Raw genomic sequence first — 17,837 nt, forward strand, 5'->3', positions numbered from 1 at the left:
AGGAACTTTCTGTGTTGGGCACTTTGCCAAGATTGCAGACATCGCCGCTTTCTCTGGAGCCACAACCCACAGCGAGTACTTTGCCTTCACTGCAATTTGTTGGGCAACATAAGTACATCTAAAACTCTTCAACGGTGGCAGCCATGTTGCAGCATCCCCATCGCCTTTCTGCGAATTCAATCTTCCCTTAACGGCAAATAAATTCATTGGATCATTGGCGAGCGCCTTGCGTTGTTCAGCACTTAACTTGAATGCTCCTGTCTGCCACGCATTCGACAGAGCAACCACATGATCAATCTGGACTTCCATGCTTGTTACATTTCCGCGAACGAAATTGATGGTCTCCCCCGAATATCGGTCGACCAAAGTTCCAGATAGAACGACGCAATTTCGAGTACCCGCCTTGTAGGTAATCGCAGTGAGATCTCGCTTCAACATGTCGTTACGGGTATCGCATCCATTGCGGTCAACATCGGCCCAGGCCTGTCCGAATTGGGCTCGCGTGTAACCGGTCTTTGGTGCGCGACCCTTCACTGCAAGAGTCTCAAGTACGGCTGTAGCCAGCCCTGGTTGCTGCTCTGCCGCGGTAGTAGCTGACGGGGTAAACCCAACAACTATCGCCCCAATAAGTGTGGCTATCCGTATTTCCCAGCGAGACATCTCACTATCTTCGCGCCAGAAAGGTGGTTAGACAAGGGTCGCCGCGCTGGTAAGGTCTGCTCTGCATTTAAGCGTTCCCGCGTTTAAATGGGTTGTTAGCTCAGTTGGTAGAGCAGGTGACTCTTAATCACCGGGTCGGGGGTTCGAGTCCCTCACAACCCACTTAGGAAGTCTTACTGAATTTTGGTAAGTGCAGGTCGAATTGGATCGAAATGATGCGGGTAAGAATTACGACCGCACCACCAGCGATAGCGCAGATGTTATCTCCGAAGCTAAATTGATGAAGTGCAACAAAGGTAATCGCACCCATGAGAGACGATGTGCCAATTGTTTCTCGGTGAAGCAATACCGGCTCTACTTGGCAAAGGACATCTCGAAGTAAGCCGCCCGTTACTGCGGTAATTACGCCTAAAAGAATCGCTGCAAACCAAGTGACATCCATTTCAAAAGCCAACTGAGTTCCAGACATGGTTGCAACCGCTAGCCCGAAAGTATCCATAATTAGCAAAGTCTTACCCACATGGGTCACGCGCCTGAAGACAAGAGTGATTACAACAGCTGCAATCACGCTTGCAACAATCCATGGATCAATAATCCAGATTGGTCGCATTCCTAGAAATACGTTACGAAGTGTTCCCCCAGATACAGATGCAATGCCGGCGATAAAGGCGATGCCACCGTAATCAAGACCCTTATCTGCAGCAACGCGCGCCCCAACGAGTGCGAAGACGAAAGTAGAAAGTAGATCAAGGACGTGGAGCAAAGTCATGGGTACAGGGTACGGAGGTCTGACCCTTTGAGCCTGCACAAAACTGCAAAATAGTTTCATTTCCGTCACATTTTGCGTGTTTGGCTACCGGTATGACGGTGGCTTCCGTAGAGTTCCGCGCATGTCGAAAACAACAAAGAAGACTTCAGGGCTCTCTCAAGATAAGAACTGGTGGCGCCAAGCTGCCATCTACCAGATCTACCCACGCAGCTTCGCTGATTCAAATGGCGACGGCATCGGCGATATCAAGGGAATCACTTCACGCATTCCTTACTTGAAGTCGCTCGCTATCGATGCTGTGTGGTTGAGCCCTTTCTATCCATCAGCACTCGCTGACGGCGGTTACGACGTTGATGATTATCGCGATGTAGATCCAAAGCTTGGAACGCTTGCCGATTTTGATGAAATGCTCGCAGGACTTCATAAAGAGGGAATTCGCGTATTCGTAGATATCGTTCCAAACCACTCTTCAAATTTGCACGAATGGTTTAAAGAAGCACTCGCTGCCAAGCCGGGATCAAAGGCGCGCGAGCGTTACATCTTCCGCGATGGCAAGGGTGCAAATGGCGAACTCCCACCATCAGACTGGGTTTCACACTTCGCCCCATCTTCATGGACACACGAATCAACATTTGGTGGAAAGAACAATCAGTGGTTCCTTCACTGGTTCGCACCCGAACAACCAGACTTCAACTGGGAAAATCGTGAAGTTCAGAAAGATTTCCTTAAGACTCTTAAGTTCTGGTCAGATCGCGGCGTCGACGGATTCCGTATCGACGTTGCACACGGATTGGCGAAAGATCTTTCAGAGCCTTTCCGCAGCATGCCTGTCCACGAAGGACTCGAACAGCGCGGAAATAAGGGCAAGGGCATCTGGGGCGATCGCAATGAAGTCTTTGCAATCTATAAGGAGTGGCGCAAACTCTTCAATCAATACGACCCACCACGCGTTGCAGTAGCTGAAGCATTTGTGCACCCAGAGCGTCTTCCGCTCTACGCAAGCACAAAGACCTTGGGCCAGTGCTTTGATTTCCGCTTTATTGAAACTCCATTTGAAGCTCACGCATATAAAGTTGCGACGAAAGAAGCGATTGAACTTGCGCAGAAGAATAAATCTTCGTGCACCTGGACACTTTCAAACCATGACCAGATTCGCCATGCGACCAAGATGGGCCTCAACCCTGCAGTAAATCGTCGTAGCTGGATGCTTTCAAATGGAACTTCACACCCGCTCGATAAGGAATCCGGTACAGCCAATGCTCTTGCAGCATCTATTTATATCTTGGGTCTTCCAGGCTCTACCTATATGTATCAGGGCGAAGAACTTGGCCTTCATGAAGTAACTGATATTCCTGAAAGTGAAATCCAGGATCCTCAGTACCTTCGTAACCTCAAGGTTGATAAGGGTCGCGATGGATGTCGCGTCCCACTGCCTTGGACTGCATCAGGTTCATCATTTGGTTTCGGTTCTGGTGGAGCTCATTTGCCACAGCCAAAGTGGTTTGCGGATTACGCGGTTGAGGTTGAGGAGAAGGATGAAAGCTCACCGCTAGCGATTTATCGCAAAGCTCTTTCGCTACGCAAGGAACTTCAGACGAAAGAAGAGATTAAGTGGCATAAGACCACGGATATCTCGGTTCTTCACTACTCGCGACCAAATGGTTGGAATGTGATTATCAACTTCCGCGCAGAAAATTACCAAATGCCAAAGGGCGAGCTACTGCTTTCAACTCGCCCCGTGGTTAATGGAAAAATCCCTGCAGGTACAACTGTTTGGTTTAAGAAGAAGTAACTTCTTTATGCAACGCCAATGATGTCGACTGAGAAAATCAAAGTCTCATTCGGTCCAATTGGCCCTGAACCAGATGCGCCGTAACCCATTGATGGAGGCAAGATAAGTAGGCGACGTCCGCCTGCCTTTGCTCCTGGCAAACCTTTCTGCCATCCCTCAACAACTTGTGCCAATGGGAATGTTGCAGGCTGTCCGCTCCAAGAAGATTCAATGATCTGTCCTGTTGACCATGCCATAAGTGTGTAATGAACAGTCAGCGTTGAAGTAGGAAGAACTTCTGCGCCAGTTCCGACGATGACATCTGAGAAGGTGAGCTCTGCTGGAGGAGTTCCTTCAGGCTTTGAAATAGTTGGTGCCTGGCCAGCAACTGCTGAAACTACTGGAAGCACTGTTGAATCTGATCCTGACATTTGTATTCCTCCGAGAATTGTTACTGCGACGAGAGTGATAGCAAAGATTGCTGCAAGAATTTTGCGGGTCATGTTATTAATTTTCTAGCTCCTTGATGAGGTTGAAGTCTCCGCCACCTAGCTGGCCTTGATCGCGGTACATCTCGAGCTTGGCGCGAGTATCTGCGATATCAAGGTTGCGCATCGTCAGCTGTCCGATGCGATCTGTTGGGCCAAATGCAGCGTCTTCTGTGCGCTCCATCGACAATTTATCTGGGTGATAGCTAAGTGCCGGTCCAGTTGTATTGATGATTGAGAAATCATCTCCGCGGCGCAGACGAATGGTGACTTCACCCGTAATTGCAGATGCAACCCAGCGAGTCAATGATTCGCGGAGCATGAGGCTCTGCGGATCTAACCAGCGACCTTCGTAGAGCAAGCGACCAAGGCGACGACCTTCTGCGTGGTAATTCGCGATGGTGTCTTCGTTGTGAATTGCAGAAACTAAACGCTCGTAAGCAATGAAGAGAAGCGCCATTCCTGGTGCTTCATAAATTCCGCGAGACTTTGCTTCGATGATGCGGTTCTCGATCTGATCGGCCATTCCAAGTCCATGGCGACCACCAATCTTGTTGGCTTCATCCATGAGCGCCACAACATCGGTGAAATCTTTACCGTTAATTGCAACAGGGCGACCTTGAACAAACTGAATCTTTACATCTTCTGATGGAATCGAAACGCTGGGATCCCAGAACTTAACGCCCATGATCGGTGTAACAATTTCGATGGAAGCATCGAGGTTTTCAAGGTCCTTAGCTTCGTGTGTTGCGCCCAAGATGTTGGCATCTGTTGAATAAGCCTTCTCGGTGCTATCGCGATACGGAAGCTTGTTAGCAACTAACCACTCAGACATCTCTTTACGTCCACCTAATTCGCGAACGAAATCAGCATCTAGCCATGGCTTGTAAATACGAAGATTTGGGTTGGCAAGAAGTCCGTAGCGATAGAAACGCTCGATGTCATTGCCCTTGTATGTGGAACCGTCGCCCCAGATTTCAACTTTGTCATGCAACATCGCGCGAACAAGAAGAGTTCCGGTGACTGCGCGGCCAAGAGGTGTTGTATTGAAGTACTGCTTACCGCCTGAACGGATATGGAAAGCTCCGCATGCAATTGCTGCGAGGCCTTCTTCAACAAGTGGAGTCTTGCAATCTACAAGTCGAGAAATTTCTGCGCCATATTCTTTTGCGCGGCCTGGAACTGAATCGATATCTGGCTCGTCGTATTGGCCAAGGTCTGCGGTATAGGTGCAAGGAACAGCGCCCTTTGAGCGCATCCAAGCGACTGCAACAGATGTATCGAGACCACCAGAAAAGGCGATACCGACCTTTTCGCCAACAGGAAGGGAAGCTAGAACCTTAGACATGACCTCAGTCTAACGGCTTCAGAAGTGAGGCGAGAACAGGTTTTACTTTCCAGAGACCAATCAACTCTTCGTACTTACGAGTTTCAGCCTGATCGGCGATAGCCCCTGTCTTCACCGCTCGAATCATGAGATTTCGCGGCGTATGTTCTCCCCCAATAAATTCAATTGCTTCAACGCGATATCCGCGCAATTTCATAATCTGCATACGTAGAGCATCTGTGAGCAGATCGCCCAGACGTTCTTTCATAATTCCATTACGTGTGATGAGCGACCAGGGTTCAGGAATCTCATTCATCTGGGCCTGAATATCGTGATGGCAGCATGGAGCAATCAGCGCAAGCTTTGCATCGGAGTTTATCGTCCATGCGATTGCATCATCCGTTGCTGTGTCACAAGCATGCAGGGCGATAGAAATATCAGCGTTTCTAATAGTTGTATCGGCGATCTCCTCTGCGCGGAATTCAATTGTCTTATCAATGCCTAGTTGACGAGCAATCTCGTTATTTCGATCGCGAGCAGCCGTACGGACGTCGATACCGATTACCTTTACCGCCATGCCTTGCGAACGTAGATATTGATGTGCCGCGAAAGTCAGATAAGCATGCCCACAGCCAAGATCGACGATGGTGAGCGGATTATTTTCAGATGGCTGGTGAATCTGTCCTGCAGAAATTGCTGCGGTTAATGTAGGCATCAAAAGGCGCAGGAACTCTTCCACCTGCTTGTACTTATCCATCTTGCTTGGCTTTACATGGCCTTTGGCATCTGAAATTCCAATGGCAACTAAATATGGATCGGATGCATCTAGTAAGCGAGATTTAGTTCGATCGTGCGAAAGATCTTGTTCGCGCTTTGCGCTCTCGCGATGAACGAGTGGCTCGCCCTTCTTAGTAATTCGCAGAGCTAACGAACCTTCGGTGTGCTCAAGCAATATGTTGGCAAAACCAGCGCGAATCAGTTGAGCAAATGGAGCATCGGCGGGCGCATAATTCTTTGAAGTCATTTGTCTGCCATCGCTATGGCTGACTTGAAGAGCAATACCGTCTTTAAGAGCAACAGGGCGGATATCAATGCGCTCATTGGGGGTCTGCATATTGCGGCGACGACCGGAAAGCACAACGCGCACTAATGAATCGGTATGGGAAAAGAGCGCTTCGAATTCAGAGAAGGTCGCTTCTAAATTCTGATCGCTCACATATGTGAGTTTAGTCTTTAACGACAGGTAATTCGACCACGATTGCAAGGCCACCTAAAGAACTCTTGCGTAGGGAGAATCTTCCGCCGAGCTTTTGAATGACTGCAGACATGATGCTCATTCCCAGCCCAGAGCCACCGTTTTCACGAGAGCGAGATTTATCAAATCGATTGAGTGAACGAATATCTTCACGGTAAGCGCTTGCGGGTAGCCCCTTGCCGGCATCTTCGATTATTAGCTCTGCTGTTTTTCCATGTGTGGTGAGTGAAATGTTTACAGCAACATCGTTATCTGTATGACGAACAATATTTGTAAGAGCGTTTTGAATAAACCTCGCCATGTAATCGCGTGAAGCTTCAATGGTAATTCTCTGCGAAATTGCCAGCGTCACTTTACGCTCAGGATTTAAAGTGATGAAATCAGTGCCATGGGAGTTCAGGATCTCGCTCAGGTCAATCTTTTCAATATCTCGAGCCCCGCTCTCCCCCAGTTCTGCAAGGAGCAGTAGATCTTGAACCAGAGTCTCCATACGCTGAATCTCGTTACCTACGCGATTAAATGCACGTTCCTTATCTGAATCTTCCTTTAGCTGATTCTTGCTGAGCATTTCAACATATCCCTTAATCACCGTCAAAGGAGTTCGAAGCTCGTGGGATGCATCTCCTAAGAACTCTTGCATGCGCGCAAGGGAGGCTGTCTCATCGCGACGATTGATTCGCCTGAAATAAAAGAAGAGGAGGAGCGCGGCCAATGTGTCGATGACAAAGGTGAAGGCTGCAAGTGATTGAAGATTTGAGCGGAAGTTCGAATCTAAATCATCAGTTGAGCGCGCAATGATGATGAAATCGCCACCTTCAACGAGAACAGATCTAAATCGATAGGGAGCACTTCCAGGAATTCGAACTGGCACCATCGATGCACGCTCTACAGTTGGAAAATCGGGAGCACCTAAGTAATTAAGAGATGACTCATGAATGAGCGTCTCATCCCCTTCGTGAGTTAAAAAGCTGAGGGTGATATCTAATCCAGATTGCTCAATAGCAAAGAGGGCAGCACCAACAGGTTGTGTGGGATTCTCGAATGCGGATTGAGCAACAAAATTAAGAGTGCGATCGACCTTATCAATCTCAGCTCCTTGCGAATGCAGGACTGAGAAGCCTCCGACTCCGACAGTAATTAAAGTAAGCAGTAGAACGGTGACGATACTGATGCGCGAAGATGAGGAAAATTTCACTTCTTCTCCGCTTGAAGCTGAAAGCCAACTCCTCTGACAGTTCGGATGCCTTCAAAGCCATCTCTATGCAACTTCTTGCGAAGGTAAGAAATATAGGTATCAACCACGGTGCTCTCGGACTCGAAGGTAATTCCCCAGACTTCGTCTAGCAGATAGGTCTTGCTCAATACGCGACCTTTACTTTCGAGAAGAACATGGAGCAATCTAAATTCAGTGGGTGAAAGATCGACAACTTCATCATTGAAAGTGACCTGATGCGAATCGCTATCCAGAGATATTGGACCGCAAGAAAGACTTGCAGAAGTAGCCACAGTGAATTGCGATCGGCGCAGAATCGCTTTGATGCGAAGAACGAGCTCTTCGAGGCCAAATGGTTTGGTCACGTAATCGTCGGCACCTAGCGTCAGCCCGCGAGTGATATCTGCGCGATCGCCACGTGCGCTCAACATCAGCGCTGGAGTGTTATCGCCATTGCTGCGGATTCGCTCAACAAATTCAAATCCATCCATCATCGGCATATTGATATCGACAATGAGCAGATCGGGCTTTGTCGTCCGAAGAAGGGTCTGCGCGACCATTGCATCAGGTGCGGTCACGGTCTCAAAACCAGCCAACTTGAGAGCATCGCCCAATAAATCACGGACTCCTGCTTCATCATCGATCACCATAATTAATTGGCTCATGCCCCAACCTTGCCATGTACAACGCTCAATTGCCACCGTCTTTCAACTTCGCACACGGAGCCACGAGGAGTTTCACAGAATATTCACACGTCATAAGAATTACTATTGGCACATGAGAAGAAGCCACCGACAGGCAACTATTGCCCTTTCAGTCGCGCTCTTTTCTCTCGCTCTCACTCCATCACACGCTGATGTAACTCCTGCTCCGACTCCTTCTCCAACTGCAACTTCTTTTAAGGCACTTCAGGAGCAATACAAGAAAGATCGCGAAGCTTTTATTCAAGCAGTCAAAAACCGCGAACAACGTATTCGTGAAATTAACTCTGCATTTAAAGCGTCAGTAGATAAGGCAACGTACGAGGCAAAGACTTTGATGGCGACTGCAACGACTCCAGATCAGAAGAACGCTATTTCTGCACAACGTCGAAGCGCTGTTGCTGCAGCAATTGTTGCTCGTGAAAGTGCAGTCGCCGCTCTTGGTTCACTGCCAACGCCGCCTACCGAACCTGTTCGACCAACAAAGATGGCTGCACCTGGCATGAGTGATCAGAAGGCAAAGCCAAAGCGTTAATTAGTCGCTTAAATCCACTTTCATAGTTCGCAGAGTCTGTCGATCATGGCTCTTATCTTTCTCATGAATTCGACGAATTTGAAGTTCAATACTCTTTATCGCATCATCGAATGCAGCAACATCATTGAAACCCAATGACTCGGCTCGAAGCAAAGGCCCTGAACCATGCGATGTAATAACGACTTTGTGGGAATTCTTACCTTGTCGAGGATTCGCCTCGTGGGTAACTTCTACTTCAATGCGATCAATAACGACGCTAAAGCGTTCCATTGAATGAAGTTTCTCTTCTGCTATCTCTTTGAAGTCTGATGCGAGTTCTGCATGTCGAGTATGGATTATGATTTTCACATCTCCAACAATGTCACTCGGCAAGTGAAAATGTAAGGGGGAAGAAAAAATTAATTAAGTGGCAAGAGATAAACAATGAGTGTCAGTACTGCGGCCAGAGCCAGCGACTGAACGAGGATGGTGAAAGCGGTTTTGCGGTCAGCTGCCAGAGCGGCCTTATCGGCTACGCGAGAGATTTTTCCTAGGCGCCCAAAGTTAAATGTGCCCATAAAGCCATACGCCAGACAGAAGCGCTTACGTGATTGAACGAAGCCGATGGAGAAGACGGTGAGCGGAAGGAAAATTCCTAAACGAATTGCGGGCGCTGCATCTGTTGTAATAAACCCAGCGAGAGCACTCACGCTGAGAAAGAGTCCGATCAGTGCAACGACTTGGCGTTGGCGAACTTCAGCCTTACCAATATTGCAAGAACCTGCAACGTATTGATCGCTCATTTATGCATCTTCGAATTCATCTTCATCAACCCAAGCATCGGTAGATGTGTCATCTTGCTTCTCAACCCATGAGAGAAAAGAGCCGACAGCACGAAATGCCAGAATCGCAACGGTTACCGCTGCGATGAGTCGTCGAAGTGCCTTCATGAGGATAAAAATACTCCTCTTTAAGGATAAGCGCCTCTTTTACGCCTTAGAAAGAGCGGTGTCGATATCTCGCCACAAATCTTCAACATGTTCGCATCCAACAGAGAGGCGGATGAGATTTTCAGGAACGCTGTCGCTTTCAAGTGCCCAACGGCGACGACGTTCCCATGTGGTCTCAACTCCCCCAAGGCTTGTCGCATTGGTGATGATGGATGCACCATCGCATACGCGTTCAGCTGCAGCAGCATCTCCAGTGATCTCGAAGGAGACGATTGCGCCGAAGCCTGGATAACGAACATTGGTAACAGAGTTATGTCCTGCCAATTTCTTGGCTAATTCTGCGGCGCTCTTCTGTGCCTGTTCAAAGCGAAGTGGGAATGTGCGAATGCCTCGGAGGCCGAGCCATGATTCAAATGGACCAGGGATAGCGCCGTATGAGACTCGTGCATCTTGCAGACGAGCATGCAGCGCTGAGTCCTTCACTGAAAGTGAGCCAAGGATGACATCGCTATGGCCAGCTAAATACTTTGTTACTGAATGCATCACGATATCTGCACCGAAGGTAAGTGGTTTCTGATTAAGCGGGGTAGCGAAAGTGTTATCGAATCCAACGCCCATATTGCGCTTCTTTGCTTCGCCAATAATGACTGAAACTTCAGCGATACCAAGGCCAGGGTTTGTTGGAGATTCAACCCATAAGAAAGCTGCGCCTTGCAATTGCGCAATAACTTCCTTTGTATCGGTGATATCTACGAAGCGAACTTCAAGTCGTCCTTCTGCGTGATAACGCTTGAGCAGAGCCATCGTTCCGCTGTAACCCTCGTGGGATGCAACAACGGGCGCACCGTGAGGCAGAAGTGAGAATGCAGCAGTGATTGCAGCCATTCCAGAAGAGAAGAGCAGGGTTGATGTGGCTTCTTCGAGGGCGCTGATCGCTTCTTCAAGAGGCTGCCAGGTTTCATTGCCTGTACGTCCGTAATTGATTGGGCCACCAGCAACAAATGTTGAATTGAGCGAAATCGGAACATTGATACCTTCACCGGCTTCATGGCCTGGGCGACCCGATGAAATAGCAAGGGTCTCGGGATGAAGGTTCTCGTTGCTCATTGGATAAGAGTAATCGTTAGCGTAGAACTGTGGCGAGGCGATTGAAGGCCTCTTCAAGAATTTCAGGGCTTGTTGCAAAGTTGAGGCGCACAAATTGCGTTGCTTGTGAGCCGAAACGATGGCCAGGAACAAAGGCGACCTTCGCTTTTTCAAGCAAAACACTTGATGGATCTTCTCCTAAATTGAATGAGGTGAGATCAAGCCACGCCAAATATGAGCAATGCGGGATCAGATAACCAACTCCGGGAGTCTTCTCTGCGATCAGTTGGGAAACCAAATTTCTGTTGTGATCTAGTTGAACCATGAGTTCGTTGAGCCACGGCTCGCCTTTTTCGAAGGCGGTCACTGTGGCAAATGCTCCAAGTAGGGAGGCTCTGTAATGGGTTGCCGGCGCGATCCCATTAAGAAGCTCATGCAGCTTCTCATTATCGGTAACGATGATTGCGCACTTAAGGCCGGCAATATTCCAACCCTTGCTCGCTGCGGTGATCGTGATTCCGACTTCGCGCGCATTGTCAGATACAGCCAGGAACGGTGTGAATGTCTGTTCAGCGAATGTCAGTGGTGCATGAATTTCATCGCTCAGGACGAAGACGTTGTGTTTCTTAGCTAAGTCTGCGAGTCGAGATAGTTCTTCCTTCGTATATACGCGGCCGAGAGGATTGTGGGGGTTACTGATCAGGTGCACCTTGATCCCAGATGCGTATGCCTTTTCGATTCCATCCCAGTCAAGAATCCAATGGCTTCCATTAACTTCTGCATCAGATTGAGTCAAAGGCACATCAACTTCTACTAGATGCGTCTCTTGAGACCATGTCCAAAAATTTGGATAGACGGGTTGATTAATTAAAATCTTATCGCCAGGTTTTGTAATTACTCGAAGTGCTTCAACAACACCAACGCCGACATCGGCAGCAATGCGAACTTGAAGCGGATCAACTGTCCAACCCCAGCGACGCTTCGCAAATCCTGCAAATGCTAGGCCCATTTCCGGAATCGATCCAAGATAACCTAAATCAGAATGATCGATCATCTCGCGAAGAGTTTGGCGAATTGGATCCGCTACGGGGAAATCCATTTCAGCAACAGGAAGCGGAAGGATTTCCTTGGGAAAGGCCCGCCATTTCTCGCTGCGATGTGTCTGTAATTCAGCGAGATCAAGGGCCTTGAGGTGATGCATGGACTTAGTATGTCACTGCGAATAAAGTTAATCCATGATCTCCGAGTCGCAAATGAAGAAGATTGTGCGCGACTTAGCAGCACGTGATGCACGACTCGCCAAAGTGATTGAGGCACATCCTTTATGCACGTTAGGCAGAAACCCCAAGCCAGTCACCCACTTTGAATCTCTTGTTGAGTCAGTTATTTCACAACAATTAGCAGTAAAGGCTGCCGACACTATCTATGGCCGAGTAAAGGGTTTAGCTAAAGGTCGCATGGTTCCTGGTCGTATAGCCGAAATATCAGAGATAGATATGCGAGCAGCAGGGGTATCGGGTGCAAAGTTTAAAACTATCCAAGGTCTTGCCGATGCTGCACTTTCAAAGAGAATTAATATCAATAAGTTGCACGAAATTGAAGATGATCAATTCGTCTTTGATCAACTGACTTCGCTTTGGGGTATCGGACCATGGACTGTCGATATGTTTATGATGCATCAACTCAGCCGATTAGATATTTGGCCAACCGGCGACTTAGGCGTGCGTCGCGGCTGGGAGAGGATGTATTCGCTGAAGGAAGAGATTGAACCCAAAGCACTTGAAAAGAAGGGCGAGAAATTCCGCCCCTATCGAAGCGTTGTGGCGTGGTACTGCTGGAGAGCGATTAGTTAGCAAGCGCTGGAAATGCCACACCGGTCGATGAGTGGCAGTCATATCCGTTGGGATTCTTCTGCAGATACTTCTGGTGGTATTCCTCAGCAAGGTAATACGGAACTCCTTCAGCGCTCAAGATTTCGGTGACAATCTGATCAATGCCTTCGCGAGTGAGAGCTGCTTGATAGACATCGCGAGTTACCTCGGCTTGAAGCTTTTGTGATTCAGAGGTCGTGAAGATGGCGCTGCGATATTGAGTTCCGATATCTCCACCTTGGCGATTAAGCGATGTCGGATCGTGCATCACCCAGAACTCTTCAAGCAATCTGCGGTAGCTCACACGAGTTGGATCAAAGGTGACTTCAACCATTTCTGCATGGCCAGTGACGCCGGTGCAGACTTGTTCATATGAAGGATTTGGTCGAACTCCACCCATATAACCAACACTTGTCTCGATTACGCCATCGATATTCCAGAATCGACGTTCTGCGCCCCAGAAGCAACCGGTTGCAAAATATGCTTTCTCTGAACTGTTCATAGTCGGATAACCTACCCTTGTACCTGCGCCCCCGTAGCTCAGGGGATAGAGCACTGCCCTCCGGAGGCAGGTGCACAGGTTCGATTCCTGTCGGGGGCACGCGATATAAATCACCCGTATTTAGAAAATCTCTTTCGCTACCTTCTTGTTTAAATATCTCGATATAGAGAGAATTGTCCCTTGCGCAGAGCACGCGCCGCATAATCAAGAATTACGAAGAGGAGGTAGAGCCATGGACTGGAGACATCAATCTGCATGTCGTGAAGAAGATCCAGAGCTCTTCTTCCCTGTCGGAAATACTGGACCTGCCATTACTCAGATCGAAGAGGCGAAGAAGGTCTGCAATCGCTGCATCGTGAAGGATCCATGTCTTGCATGGGCGCTTGAATCTGGACAAGATGCTGGCGTCTGGGGCGGTCTCTCTGAAGATGAACGTCGCGCATTGAAGCGTCGTGCTGCACGAAATCGTGCACGACTAGCTGAGAGTGGTCAGTAAGAACTTTTTAATTACTTGGGAAGGTAAGTACAGCCCGAGTCTCTTGCTCATCTGTAACCAAAGATAACGTTCCACGTAATTCATTCTCTGTCAGTGTGCGAACAATCTGTAGCCCTAAGTTGGGTGATGTTGAGATATCAAAGCCTTCAGGGAATCCCACGCCATCATCTGAAATAGTTACAGACAACTCTGAACCATTACTTGAGACATGGATGCCAAGTGCGAGGCCTTCCTCTGCCAGTCCGTGCTCAAGTGCATTATGAATTAACTCGGTGATGACAAGAGCAAGCGGTGTGGCAATTCGTGGTTCAAGTGAACCCAATTTTCCAGTTCGCTCAATGTGTAGTTCATTCATTCGTGGGCTGAGTTCGAGTGCGTGTGAAACCAAGCTATCGAGAACTTCATCAAATGCAACGGAAGAATCTCGGCTACTGGAAAGAGTTTCGTGAACAAGTGCAATTGATGCAATGCGACGTACAGCTTCATTGAGTGCAGCACTTGCGCCTGGATCTTCGATGCGACGAGCCTGCAGGCGAAGTAGCGCTGAAACCGTTTGTAAGTTGTTCTTCACACGGTGATGAATTTCGCGAATAGTTGCATCTTTTGTGACCAATTCACGTTCGCGGCGACGAAGTTCGGTGACGTTATTGAGCATCACGATTGCGCCAATTCTGTCACCACTCTTAATCAGTGGAAGTACAGTGAAATCAATCGTTCCACCCGCATTTTCAATCTCAACTCGCTTTAGAGATTTACCTGTAAGTCCAAGTGCGATTGTCTCTTCATGTGCATCAGGGCGGACTCGCGCAAGAGATTGCGCAACTTCACCAAGTAAATGTCCTTCTACTTCACTCATCCAGCCAAGTCGGCTAAATGCAGAACGCGCATTTGGACTTGCATAGGAAACAACGCCATTTACATCAAGGCGGATAAGGCCATCACCTACGCGGGGTGCTGGATCAAAGAGAGAACCTGCATCTGGGTACGGGAAAGTTCCTTCAGAAATCATTCGATAGAGGTTATGCGCAATCTCTCGGTAGTTAAGTTCGAGGCGGCTGGGTTGTCGCATCAGCTCTGAATTTCGGTGACGGGAAATCACTCCGATGACATGTTCATCAAAGATGACTGGAATCGTTTCTTCCTTGACCATGAAATCGCCCATGGGTTCAGGCTGTGTATCGCGGATAATTTCTGCACTAGAAAGTGCTTGATCAATATGAGGGCGGGCGCCGTACGTAATTTCTTCACCAATGACATCGTGAGGAAAAAGCGTGGCTGCAGTTGTTGGGCGAATATGCGCAACTGCCACATAACCTGTTGGCCAGCTCTTCATATCTTTACGCAGCGGCACCCAGAGAATTAAGTCTGCAAAGGAGAGATCAGAAAGTAATTGCCAATCGGCTACAAGCTCGCGAAGACGATGGACTTGATCGGCAGAGAGCGGGCTTCTGCCCTGAACATAATCTTCGATGGATGCCATAGGAAACTACTTCAGCCAGCTATCGAGATTGTTTGCAATCTCTTGTGTTGCAAACCATGTCAGCTCTTCGCCATCATCAGAGACTTCAAAGAGACATTCGAGGTGTTCCCAGAGCAGTGGGGTTAAGAGCGAGATAGACATATCGTGGCTCTCTTTAATGAGCTCCGGCGGTACTTCAAATGCGAGAACACAAGCTTTACCCGATGTTGCTGACTTCATCTCAAGGGCATCTTCGGCTGCAACCATAGATAGCGTGAACTCGATTTCCTCATCATCGAGGTCTTGGTTGTCGACAATAAATTGTGATGTCGGCGCGTAGAGATCTGAAACATCGAATTCGCGGGATTGAGCGAACTCGGCAACCTCTTGAGCTGTCATAGCTAGATATCCGCGCATGAGCCAAGCCTATAAGAAGTTATGAGGTTAATTCACCGGCAATATCTGCGATTACTTTACGCAAGAGCCCTCGTTCATTGGACTCGATAAGAGGAGAAAGGTTCTCTTCAGCAGCGTTGACACTCCGCGGGTCCCACGGGAGTCGAAGTAGACGAGTTGGGCGAAGAGGAGTGACTAGTTGCAGAAATTGCTCGTCGCGCGAAGAGCCTCTCTTCACATGTGCACTTTGCGCATTGATAAATGATGGTGATGGTTTCATGGGATTGCGTTTAAATTCATTGATAAGAGTCTTGAGGCGTTCTAATCCCAAGTGGTTGGTTCGAGTAAGAATCCATATTTCATCTGCGTGCGTGGTCGACCAAATTATTGCCTCGCTCCCCCAACGCCGCCCAGTGAGCGATTTTTCAAAATCACGTAGTACTCCACAATCAACGAGAATGAAGTCGAACTCAGAGAGAGCTCGATCGAGAAGTAACAGGTCTTGAGCAACACTTTCTTGGGTAATTTCTAAAATGTGCAGCCCTGCAGAAAATGCACGGATTTCACCTGAGGTATTAAGTCCTCTCTCTCCTAACAGAGATGCGAATGAAGCTGACTCTGCATGAGCATCAACGATCAGAACTTTTCTGCCCAGCTCGCTTAGCTCTGCTCCGAGATTGATAGTTAACGTTGAAGTCCCAAGTGCTCCCGATGCGGCGCCCAGAGCAATCGTGCGGGCGCGCACCTTTGCGCTATAGCTACTGCGTATGAGTGGGTTGCGCAGCGATCCTCGCAAGAGAGCGACGAGTTCAAGAGTTGTTGCAGGCCGCGCTACTGCCTCAGGGTATTTATCTTGCAGATCGTTTTCTGCGCGAAAGAGCATGTACTTGGCTCCTTGCTTACGCAGAAGATCTAGCCCAGCAGAAGTCAGCCCTTCGCAATCCGTAGAGAGAAGGAGCAAAGGCTTATCGGTTGAACTTGTATCCAAATATGTATTCAGGGATTGAAAATCCAGCGCACGAAAAAGAACGTTCCACCCTTGTTCATAGAGTGCACTAGCTACGAAACCTTCGAACTCTGCATCCCGAATACCTGTGACGGCAATCTGTTGAACGAAATCACCCATGTGATCTCACGATGACAAGTCTTCCGCTTGTGGTTGCCGCTAAGAGATCTGGGACCGCATCTCGATTTACAGAAATCGTGAGCGCTGCTTCTCCGCCAAAATTACTTCCCTTGCGATCTAAACCAACGATAAATACCCCACTAAGAATGTGATCCGGTTCGAGCGCTGCCTCACCATTTGAGGCATCGTGTAATTGAAAGATTGTGACAACCTCGCCTATCTGCAAGGTTGAAGGAATATCAACGCTGCGAAGACTGATTGAGAGCTGTTGGTTGACCAAAGCTGCCGAATTATTAGTCAGGGCGCTGATTTCAAGTAGGTCACCTGGGGCAAATGGACGTTTGGTAATCGAACCTACTGGATTGCTCTGTTCTCCTAAGTAATTGCTGCCTGAATTTCCTAAGGCAACCATCTGATAACCAACGTCGGATTGTTCTAGCTGCGTTCCTACAGCAATAGGTTTGAGCACTACCCAATACTTTTCTCTCTGATTGGCAGCCTTCGACATAGCAAATGAGGCCAGGAGCGCTGCAGCACAGAGTGAGCTGGCAACAATGAGGCGAGTTTGGGAGTTCTTCTTCTGATTCATGGGCGCAAGATACGAGCGGGTTCACGCTATTTTCGATGAGTTCTCCACAGTAGATCTTTAGTGCGATTGAGAATCATTCTTTGGGTCGATTCATTCAGCTCTTTGGTAGCCAAGTATCGGCAGATGACTACTTTTGAAAATCTCACAGCGACATATCGATCTCAAACTCCCATGATGCAGTTGATATCAAGCACCGAAGATCCTGCACTCTGGAGCCATCCTGTTCTCGATCTCTTTGCTCCCCCGGTCATTGAAAGGGTGGAACAGAAAGCAAAGTTGTATCTAGTTCCTTCAACTTTTGGTGAAGAGCTCGAACTGGATGAGATGCCCATTCCAACTTCAGCTTCTGATTTACCTGAACTTCATGCATGGACAATGAAATTTATTGTGAGCGTCGTTGAGGTCTGGGCAGGACGTCGCCAACCGGCACAATTGATCAGATGGTGTCATCGCGTGATTTATATGGAGCTACTGAAGAAATCAGGTAGTCAGAAAGAGATTGGCAAGATCAAAAGCATTCACCAGACCGAACCTCTAGATGGAATCTGCGAATCAACTGTCATCATCAGGTACAACGACCGCTTTCGGGCAGTAGTAATCCGTTTTGAAGGCGTTGATGGACGCTGGTTATGTACGGCGCTACGGATGCTTTAGAGCGTTAGAG

At 48.4% G+C, this 17,837-nt stretch carries 21 protein-coding genes, 2 tRNA genes and 1 pseudogene; 7 read left to right on the forward strand and 17 right to left on the reverse strand.

Going from position 1 to position 17,837, the window contains the following annotated elements; translation table 11 throughout:
* Nucleotides 1-660: pseudogene (locus A1sIA56_RS04850) on the reverse strand (HNH endonuclease family protein); the annotation flags it as partial.
* An 89-nt stretch (nt 661-749) separates the two neighbouring features.
* Here A1sIA56_RS04850 and A1sIA56_RS04855 point away from each other — a divergent pair.
* Nucleotides 750-822 (forward strand) — tRNA-Lys (locus tag A1sIA56_RS04855).
* Nucleotide 823: 1 nt separating this feature from the next.
* On the opposite strand, the gene A1sIA56_RS04860 is transcribed toward A1sIA56_RS04855, so the two are convergent.
* A complete protein-coding gene (locus A1sIA56_RS04860; protein WP_095673805.1) occupies nt 824-1,429 on the reverse strand; it encodes a trimeric intracellular cation channel family protein in 606 nt (201 codons plus the stop codon).
* Between the two features lie 121 nt (nt 1,430-1,550).
* On the opposite strand from A1sIA56_RS04860, the gene A1sIA56_RS04865 reads away from it, so the two are divergent.
* Nucleotides 1,551-3,221: a glycoside hydrolase family 13 protein gene (locus tag A1sIA56_RS04865; RefSeq protein ID WP_095673806.1), complete on the forward strand. Its 1,671-nt coding sequence runs from the start codon at nt 1,551-1,553 to the stop codon at nt 3,219-3,221.
* A 5-nt stretch (nt 3,222-3,226) separates the two neighbouring features.
* On the opposite strand, the gene A1sIA56_RS04870 is transcribed toward A1sIA56_RS04865, so the two are convergent.
* The 5 genes from A1sIA56_RS04870 to A1sIA56_RS04890 all read right to left on the reverse strand — a co-directional run bounded on the left by A1sIA56_RS04870 (nt 3,227) and on the right by A1sIA56_RS04890 (nt 8,148).
* Nucleotides 3,227-3,631 (reverse strand): FKBP-type peptidyl-prolyl cis-trans isomerase, encoded by a 405-nt coding sequence (locus tag A1sIA56_RS04870; protein WP_095674190.1) that lies wholly within the window; start codon nt 3,629-3,631, stop codon nt 3,227-3,229.
* 76 nt (nt 3,632-3,707) lie between these two features.
* On the reverse strand, nt 3,708-5,036 hold the full coding sequence (argG, locus tag A1sIA56_RS04875; protein ID WP_095673807.1) for an argininosuccinate synthase: 1,329 nt from the start codon (nt 5,034-5,036) through the stop codon (nt 3,708-3,710).
* Nucleotides 5,037-5,040: 4 nt separating this feature from the next.
* Nucleotides 5,041-6,231, reverse strand: a complete 1,191-nt coding sequence (locus tag A1sIA56_RS04880; RefSeq protein WP_223298413.1) for a class I SAM-dependent methyltransferase — start codon at nt 6,229-6,231, stop codon at nt 5,041-5,043.
* A gap of 10 nt (nt 6,232-6,241) precedes the next feature.
* Nucleotides 6,242-7,465 (reverse strand): sensor histidine kinase, encoded by a 1,224-nt coding sequence (locus A1sIA56_RS04885; RefSeq protein ID WP_095673808.1) that lies wholly within the window; start codon nt 7,463-7,465, stop codon nt 6,242-6,244.
* Entirely contained in the window at nt 7,462-8,148 is a 687-nt protein-coding gene (locus tag A1sIA56_RS04890; protein ID WP_095673809.1) for a response regulator transcription factor, read from the reverse strand. The genes A1sIA56_RS04885 and A1sIA56_RS04890 overlap by 4 nt, the downstream gene beginning before the upstream one ends.
* 112 nt (nt 8,149-8,260) lie before the next feature.
* On the opposite strand from A1sIA56_RS04890, the gene A1sIA56_RS04895 reads away from it, so the two are divergent.
* On the forward strand, nt 8,261-8,719 hold the full coding sequence (locus A1sIA56_RS04895) for a hypothetical protein (RefSeq protein WP_095673810.1): 459 nt from the start codon (nt 8,261-8,263) through the stop codon (nt 8,717-8,719).
* Here the strand turns inward: A1sIA56_RS04895 and hpf are convergent, their stop codons facing one another.
* The 5 genes from hpf to A1sIA56_RS04915 are packed head-to-tail and all read right to left on the reverse strand — an operon-like array spanning nt 8,720 to nt 11,935.
* On the reverse strand, nt 8,720-9,067 hold the full coding sequence (hpf, locus tag A1sIA56_RS04900; RefSeq protein ID WP_095673811.1) for a ribosome hibernation-promoting factor, HPF/YfiA family: 348 nt from the start codon (nt 9,065-9,067) through the stop codon (nt 8,720-8,722).
* 50 nt (nt 9,068-9,117) lie between these two features.
* On the reverse strand, nt 9,118-9,501 hold the full coding sequence (locus A1sIA56_RS04905) for a hypothetical protein (protein ID WP_095673812.1): 384 nt from the start codon (nt 9,499-9,501) through the stop codon (nt 9,118-9,120).
* Nucleotides 9,502-9,648: a hypothetical protein gene (locus A1sIA56_RS06960; RefSeq protein WP_190276991.1), complete on the reverse strand. Its 147-nt coding sequence runs from the start codon at nt 9,646-9,648 to the stop codon at nt 9,502-9,504.
* A gap of 39 nt (nt 9,649-9,687) precedes the next feature.
* Complete coding sequence (locus A1sIA56_RS04910; RefSeq protein WP_095673813.1) at nt 9,688-10,755, reverse strand: trans-sulfuration enzyme family protein; 1,068 nt, start codon at nt 10,753-10,755, stop codon at nt 9,688-9,690.
* A 16-nt stretch (nt 10,756-10,771) separates the two neighbouring features.
* Entirely contained in the window at nt 10,772-11,935 is a 1,164-nt protein-coding gene (locus tag A1sIA56_RS04915) for a MalY/PatB family protein (protein WP_095673814.1), read from the reverse strand.
* A gap of 34 nt (nt 11,936-11,969) precedes the next feature.
* Between A1sIA56_RS04915 and A1sIA56_RS04920 the strand changes: the two genes are divergently transcribed.
* Nucleotides 11,970-12,587 carry a DNA-3-methyladenine glycosylase family protein gene (locus tag A1sIA56_RS04920; protein ID WP_095673815.1) on the forward strand — a complete coding sequence of 206 codons (618 nt, stop codon included), beginning with the start codon at nt 11,970-11,972 and terminating at the stop codon, nt 12,585-12,587.
* On the opposite strand, the gene msrA is transcribed toward A1sIA56_RS04920, so the two are convergent.
* Entirely contained in the window at nt 12,580-13,107 is a 528-nt protein-coding gene (gene msrA / locus A1sIA56_RS04925) for a peptide-methionine (S)-S-oxide reductase MsrA (protein ID WP_095673816.1), read from the reverse strand. The two genes, A1sIA56_RS04920 and msrA, sit on opposite strands and share 8 nt — an antisense overlap.
* 27 nt (nt 13,108-13,134) lie before the next feature.
* Between msrA and A1sIA56_RS04930 the strand changes: the two genes are divergently transcribed.
* Together A1sIA56_RS04930 and A1sIA56_RS04935 are read left to right on the forward strand one after the other, a co-directional pair.
* A tRNA-Arg gene (locus A1sIA56_RS04930) sits at nt 13,135-13,206 on the forward strand.
* A 133-nt stretch (nt 13,207-13,339) separates the two neighbouring features.
* Complete coding sequence (locus A1sIA56_RS04935) at nt 13,340-13,603, forward strand: WhiB family transcriptional regulator (protein WP_095673817.1); 264 nt, start codon at nt 13,340-13,342, stop codon at nt 13,601-13,603.
* A gap of 7 nt (nt 13,604-13,610) precedes the next feature.
* Here A1sIA56_RS04935 and A1sIA56_RS04940 read toward each other — a convergent pair whose 3' ends face one another.
* Genes A1sIA56_RS04940 through A1sIA56_RS04955 form a run of 4 tightly spaced genes read right to left on the reverse strand, consistent with a single transcriptional unit; the run spans nt 13,611 to nt 17,173 of the window.
* Complete coding sequence (locus A1sIA56_RS04940) at nt 13,611-15,083, reverse strand: sensor histidine kinase (RefSeq protein ID WP_095673818.1); 1,473 nt, start codon at nt 15,081-15,083, stop codon at nt 13,611-13,613.
* Nucleotides 15,084-15,089: 6 nt separating this feature from the next.
* Nucleotides 15,090-15,479, reverse strand: coding sequence for a DUF6912 family protein (locus tag A1sIA56_RS04945; protein WP_095673819.1), 390 nt, complete (start codon nt 15,477-15,479; stop codon nt 15,090-15,092).
* A gap of 19 nt (nt 15,480-15,498) precedes the next feature.
* Nucleotides 15,499-16,584: a CpaE/TadZ family protein gene (locus tag A1sIA56_RS04950; RefSeq protein ID WP_095673820.1), complete on the reverse strand. Its 1,086-nt coding sequence runs from the start codon at nt 16,582-16,584 to the stop codon at nt 15,499-15,501.
* Nucleotides 16,577-17,173, reverse strand: a complete 597-nt coding sequence (locus A1sIA56_RS04955) for an SAF domain-containing protein (protein ID WP_095673821.1) — start codon at nt 17,171-17,173, stop codon at nt 16,577-16,579. The genes A1sIA56_RS04950 and A1sIA56_RS04955 overlap by 8 nt, the downstream gene beginning before the upstream one ends.
* Before the next feature lie 123 nt (nt 17,174-17,296).
* On the opposite strand from A1sIA56_RS04955, the gene A1sIA56_RS04960 reads away from it, so the two are divergent.
* Entirely contained in the window at nt 17,297-17,827 is a 531-nt protein-coding gene (locus A1sIA56_RS04960) for an Rv3235 family protein (protein WP_150121996.1), read from the forward strand.
* Nucleotides 17,828-17,837 lie beyond the last annotated feature (10 nt).

It is taken from the genome of Candidatus Planktophila sulfonica, assembly GCF_002288065.1.
Taxonomy (GTDB): domain Bacteria; phylum Actinomycetota; class Actinomycetes; order Nanopelagicales; family Nanopelagicaceae; genus Planktophila; species Planktophila sulfonica.

Excerpts from the sequence above, each read along its gene's own strand:
- A1sIA56_RS04945 (WP_095673819.1), bottom strand. The coding sequence starts at position 15,479 with ATGCGCGGATATCTAGCTATGACAGCTCAAGAGGTTGCCGAGTTCGCT.
- A1sIA56_RS04910 (WP_095673813.1), bottom strand. The coding sequence starts at position 10,755 with ATGAGCAACGAGAACCTTCATCCCGAGACCCTTGCTATTTCATCGGGT.
- msrA (WP_095673816.1), bottom strand. The coding sequence starts at position 13,107 with ATGAACAGTTCAGAGAAAGCATATTTTGCAACCGGTTGCTTCTGGGGC.
- A1sIA56_RS04895 (WP_095673810.1), top strand. The coding sequence starts at position 8,261 with ATGAGAAGAAGCCACCGACAGGCAACTATTGCCCTTTCAGTCGCGCTC.
- A1sIA56_RS04870 (WP_095674190.1), bottom strand. The coding sequence starts at position 3,631 with ATGTCAGGATCAGATTCAACAGTGCTTCCAGTAGTTTCAGCAGTTGCT.
- A1sIA56_RS06960 (WP_190276991.1), bottom strand. The coding sequence starts at position 9,648 with ATGAAGGCACTTCGACGACTCATCGCAGCGGTAACCGTTGCGATTCTG.
- A1sIA56_RS04905 (WP_095673812.1), bottom strand. The coding sequence starts at position 9,501 with ATGAGCGATCAATACGTTGCAGGTTCTTGCAATATTGGTAAGGCTGAA.
- A1sIA56_RS04920 (WP_095673815.1), top strand. The coding sequence starts at position 11,970 with ATGATCTCCGAGTCGCAAATGAAGAAGATTGTGCGCGACTTAGCAGCA.
- A1sIA56_RS04940 (WP_095673818.1), bottom strand. The coding sequence starts at position 15,083 with ATGGCATCCATCGAAGATTATGTTCAGGGCAGAAGCCCGCTCTCTGCC.
- A1sIA56_RS04860 (WP_095673805.1), bottom strand. The coding sequence starts at position 1,429 with ATGACTTTGCTCCACGTCCTTGATCTACTTTCTACTTTCGTCTTCGCA.
- A1sIA56_RS04960 (WP_150121996.1), top strand. The coding sequence starts at position 17,297 with ATGACTACTTTTGAAAATCTCACAGCGACATATCGATCTCAAACTCCC.
- argG (WP_095673807.1), bottom strand. The coding sequence starts at position 5,036 with ATGTCTAAGGTTCTAGCTTCCCTTCCTGTTGGCGAAAAGGTCGGTATC.
- A1sIA56_RS04935 (WP_095673817.1), top strand. The coding sequence starts at position 13,340 with ATGGACTGGAGACATCAATCTGCATGTCGTGAAGAAGATCCAGAGCTC.
- A1sIA56_RS04890 (WP_095673809.1), bottom strand. The coding sequence starts at position 8,148 with ATGAGCCAATTAATTATGGTGATCGATGATGAAGCAGGAGTCCGTGAT.
- A1sIA56_RS04915 (WP_095673814.1), bottom strand. The coding sequence starts at position 11,935 with ATGCATCACCTCAAGGCCCTTGATCTCGCTGAATTACAGACACATCGC.
- A1sIA56_RS04865 (WP_095673806.1), top strand. The coding sequence starts at position 1,551 with ATGTCGAAAACAACAAAGAAGACTTCAGGGCTCTCTCAAGATAAGAAC.
- A1sIA56_RS04955 (WP_095673821.1), bottom strand. The coding sequence starts at position 17,173 with ATGAATCAGAAGAAGAACTCCCAAACTCGCCTCATTGTTGCCAGCTCA.
- A1sIA56_RS04950 (WP_095673820.1), bottom strand. The coding sequence starts at position 16,584 with ATGGGTGATTTCGTTCAACAGATTGCCGTCACAGGTATTCGGGATGCA.